Here is a 4461-nt window from a genome sequence, read left to right as displayed (position 1 = left end):
AGACGTCGGTCTCGACCCCTACAAGGGCATCGCGGGCGTCAAGAACGGCAGCACCACGAACGCCGGAACCACCTTCACGGGCGTCGCCGAGCGCGGCGTCAACGACGTACTCGCCCTGAAGGACGCCGACATCGGTGTGAGCATGGGCTCGGGCTCGGAGGCGACGCGGGCGGTCGCCCAGATCGTGCTCCTCAACAACAGCTTCGCGACGCTGCCCTCGGTGGTCGCGGAGGGCCGCCGGGTCATCGGCAACATCACCCGGGTCGCGACGCTGTTCCTGGTCAAGACCGTCTACTCGGTGATCATCGCGCTGCTTGTGGTCTGCACACAGGTCGAGTACCTCTTCCTGCCGAGGCACCTCACCCTGCTGTCGACCCTCACCATCGGCGTCCCGGCGTTCTTCCTCGCGCTCGCCCCCAACAAGGAGCGGGCCAAGCCCCACTTCGTACGCAGGGTCATGCGGTACGCGATCCCGGGCGGTGTCGTCGCGGGTGCCGCCACCTTCGCGACGTACCTCCTGGCCCGGCACCACTACGAGGGCGCGGGCGCGCGGGAAGCCGAGACGAGCGCGGCCACGCTGGCGCTGTTCCTGATCGCCATGTGGGTGCTCGCGATCATCGCCCGCCCCTACACGTGGTGGCGCATCGGGCTCATCGCCACGATGGGTCTCGGCTTCCTGCTGGTGCTCACCGTCCCCTGGCTCCAGGACTTCTTCCAACTGAAGCTGGTGGGTACGACGATGCCGTGGGCGGCGGTCGCGATCGCGGCGGCGGCCTCACTGATCATCGAGGTCGTCTACCGGTGGGTCGGCCGCCGCTTTCCGGCTTAGTGCCCGGTGACTACTGCACGTCCACGAAGTCGCTGGTCGAGGTGGTGGCGTCGACGGCCTGGCAGGTGCCGTCGAAGCCACGGTGGCGCGGATGCGCGTGTGTTTCCCCAGTTGGAGAAGGGGGCCCCGCGGTGCGCCGGCTGCGCCCCGAAGGGGCGCGGGGCTGTGACATGTGCGGCTCCGCCGCGTGGGCGCGACCAGCCACGACGCACCCGCAGGCGAGTCAGTCGAACCAGCGGTCCCTGGCGAGCTCCTCCGTCCGCGACGGATCCTCAAGCAGCGCCGCCACCTCGAAACGCCGCGGCCACTGCCCCGCCGCCCAGGCGAGCCCCGCGGCCACGCCCTCCAGCGTCGCCGCATGGATCGTGCCGTCCGGCATCCGCCGCCAGTCCAGCTCCACGCCGCCCGCGATCAGCTCGTCGTGCTCGATGTACGTCTCCGGGGTCGCCGGACCGAGCAGCGTACGGACCGGCTCCGGCACCGGATGCTCGGCGCCCTCCCCGGCCGGCTCCACCGCCGCCGTCTCGCTCAGCCGCCGTACCTGGAACAGCTCGGCCAGGTCCGCCGCCTTGTGGGGCTGCACCGGCAGCAGCGCCACTCCGTCGGCCACCGGCAGCAGATCGGGGGCGTCCGCGACCACCGCGTCCGCCACGTCCACCACGACGACCTCGCCGTCCAGCACGGCCCGCACCTCGTCCGGCAGCGTGACCTGCTCCGGGTCCAGGTCCGCCAAGGCGCCGTACAGGGCGTGCAGTTGGGCCGCCGAAACGGTCCGCTCCGGGTCCGCGAGCCGGTCGAGCAGCTCGGCGGCGCCGCCCGGCTCCTCCAGGAGGGCGGCGACCGATGTGCGTACGCCGAGGGCGCGAAGGACCTGCTCGTCGTCGAATCCGGAGGCGTCGGCGGCGTCGTAGAGACCTTCGAGCAGCGGGTCGCCGCCCGAGGCCCGCAGCCCTGCGGGACGACGGCCGCCGAGGACCGGGTTACCGCGCAGCCACCACGCCGTGTACGACCGGACGGTCTCCGTCGTGCCGTCCGGGAGCAGGATCCGCAGCGGCTGCGTCAGCGCGTCCCGCAGCGGCGGACGCGAGAGCAGCGCGAGCGCCTGCGGCCAGCGGTCCTCGTCGACCAGATCGAGATCCCGTACGGCGACGATCTCGGTCGCGACCGGCGGTACGGGCGTGTCCGGAAGCCGGTCGAGCACGTCCTCGCACCACACGTCGACCGCGTCGAGCAGCCCCGCGTCGTCGGGCTCGGCGAAGTCCCCTTCGCGCGGCTCCAGTTCATCGGGGTCGAGTACGACATCCGTGGCGCGGACCAGGGCGAAGGTCGCCAGGACGCCGCACGCGGCCAGCGGCTGCTCGCCCCAGCGGTCGGCGAGATCGGCGTCCACCATGGCGAGTTCGTCCTCGCGCATGACCTCGGCGAACGGACTGCCGGGCAGCACGAGTTCACCGGCGGGTGCCGGTTCGCCGTCCTCGTCGGGCAGCGCGAGCGCGCCGAGCCAGGGCTCGTCGCCGGGCGCGAGGTTCGCCCCGCGGACGAGTCCGAGGACAAGATCCGCCAGCTCCTCGGCATCGAGGGCGTCCTCGTCCCAGGTGTCGTCGTCGAGGGAGGCCGCGACGGCGGCACGGACCTGCGGGGTCGTCAGGACGGCGCGGGGCGTGGCGGGCAGCGCGCCGAGCTTCTCCAGGAGGGGGTGGACGGCGTCGGGGTGCGCGACCTTCAGGCCGAGCCGGGCGAGGGCCGCGGGATCGCCGTCCTCGCTCTCCGCACCCGTGAGGGGCAGCAGGACCTGGCGGGGCCCGATCGTCGTACGCCCTCCCCCAGAGCCGAAAGCCTGGGAGGTGCCCCCCGCGAGCGGGACGGGCAGGCCCGTCAGCCGGTCCGGATCGACACCGGCGAGGGCGTCGTACAGCCGCCGCCACCAGTCAGGATCCTTCTCCAGACCGGCAAGGCGGTCGATCGCCTCGGTCAGCGGGACCCGGGCGACACCGAGGGTGCGCAGCTCGGCGCGGCGCTCGAGCCCTGCGGGCAGCAGGCTGGGCAGGACGTCGGCGAGGACGCGTACGGTCCCGGCGCCCGCGCCCTCCACGACCTCGGCGTCACGGGGCCGCAGCGCGACGGGAACCTCCCAGTCGGGGAGGTCGGACGCGTCGTCCTTCGGGGCGGCGGGCTCGACGGCGGGCGGCAGGAAGGCGGTGCGGGGCAGCCGGTCGAGGATGGCCTGGCGCAGCGCACCGTCGAGCTCGCTCTTGCCGAGCGGCCCGGGGACGAGGCCGATGATCCCCTCCCCCACGGGCCGCCAGCCGGCGAGGAGTTCGGCGTACGCGTCGGCCGCCCGCTGCACGAGGAAGTCGGTCAGCGGACCCGGCGCGGCATGCCGCCGGGTCGTGTCGAGCGGGAACGAGGCGATGAGCAGCGCGGGCACCCCGAGCGGCTCGTCGCTCGGCGTCGGCGCGTGCAGCACGGGGGCGCCGCGGGGCGGCCGCGGGGCGCCGTCGTGGTCGGTGGGAACGGCCCAGGTCACGGACCAGTGGGGCCGCAGCCGCTCCTCGACGGGGCGGTCGGCGAGCAGCTCCTGGTCCAGGGGGCCTTGTCGGCTGACGGTGCGCCAGCGGGTCGTACGGCCTTCCGGGTCCGCACGGCTGTCGGATACGTCGACGAATCCGTCGCCGGCGGTACGCCGAAGGACGCGCGGCTCGGCGTCCGCGACCTGCACGACGACTTCTTCAAGGCCGGGGAGGGCGAGGAGCAGCGCATCGTCGATCCCCTCAAGGAGCCGGGTGACGAGATCCTCGGCGGCGGCGTCGCGCAGCGGCAGGATGACGACGGTGTCGTACCCGTCGGGGGCGGTTCCTTCGGCGGCGAGCGGCAGCCGCAGCAGCGGTACGTGCCCGTCACGGCGCCGGATCTCGTCGCCGAGGCCAGGGCTGAACCGGGCGGTTTCGGCGGCGAGTTCGCGTGCCTCGCCGAGGGACCAGCGGACGCCGCCGGTGCGCCCCACGACGGCGGGTTCGTCGGAGACGGCGAGCACGGCGGCGAAGCCGACGCCGAACCGTCCGACGGCGGTCTCCTCGTGCCCCTCCCGCTTGGCGGAGGCGCGGAGGGTGGCGAGGGACTCGACTCCGGCGGCGTCGAGGGGGGCGCCGTTGTTGGCGGCGGCGAGGACGCCGTCCCGGAGGGTGAGGGCGAGGCGGCCCCGTGCCCCGGCGCGGGCCGCGGCGTCGGCGGCGTTCTGCGCCAGCTCCACCACAAGCCGGTCCCGGTACCCGCCGAGGGCGAGGTCCTCCTCGGCGTTGGCGTCCTCGCGGAACCTCGCCGGGCTTGCCGCCCAGGAATCGAGGACTCCCCGTCGGAGCCGAGCCGTGCCGAACGGGTCAGTACCCTCGGCCGCCGGCCGCACGGTCTTGCTCACGGTGTCGTCTCCCTCGCTTGGTTCGCGGGGCGAACGGTATCGCGTGGCCGGGGGGCCTCGGGCAGTGCGGCTGCCCCGGCGGGGTGGCACCCCGGGGACGGCGCCAGTCTCTCGGCTGTCGGCCGGCGGGTGTTTTTCCCGCGCTCCGCGCGGGTTCTTCCCGCCCACCCACCCGATTGCCCTGCGGGGTGATCGGGTGGGTGGGCGGGAAAAGATG

Annotated in this window: 3 protein-coding genes; 1 reads left to right on the top strand and 2 read right to left on the bottom strand. The window is 74.0% G+C overall.

Going from position 1 to position 4461, the window contains the following annotated elements; genetic code table 11:
* The coding region (locus ACFWY6_RS44455; protein ID WP_384703327.1) for a cation transporting ATPase C-terminal domain-containing protein at positions 1 to 829 on the top strand (829 nt) is incomplete at its 5' end.
* Between the two features lie 10 nt (positions 830 to 839).
* Here the strand turns inward: ACFWY6_RS44455 and ACFWY6_RS44450 are convergent.
* Both ACFWY6_RS44450 and ACFWY6_RS44445 read right to left on the bottom strand, forming a co-directional pair.
* Positions 840 to 1001, bottom strand: a complete 162-nt coding sequence (locus ACFWY6_RS44450; RefSeq protein ID WP_384703324.1) for a hypothetical protein — start codon at positions 999 to 1001, stop codon at positions 840 to 842.
* Between the two features lie 51 nt (positions 1002 to 1052).
* Positions 1053 to 4244 (bottom strand): sacsin N-terminal ATP-binding-like domain-containing protein, encoded by a 3192-nt coding sequence (locus ACFWY6_RS44445; RefSeq protein ID WP_384703321.1) that lies wholly within the window; start codon positions 4242 to 4244, stop codon positions 1053 to 1055.
* Positions 4245 to 4461: the final 217 nt, after the last annotated feature.

Source organism: Streptomyces sp. NPDC059037 (genome assembly GCF_042740015.1).
In the GTDB taxonomy this organism is placed as follows: Bacteria; Actinomycetota; Actinomycetes; order Streptomycetales; family Streptomycetaceae; genus Streptomyces.
This window is presented reverse-complemented; position numbering and strand designations above follow the sequence as displayed.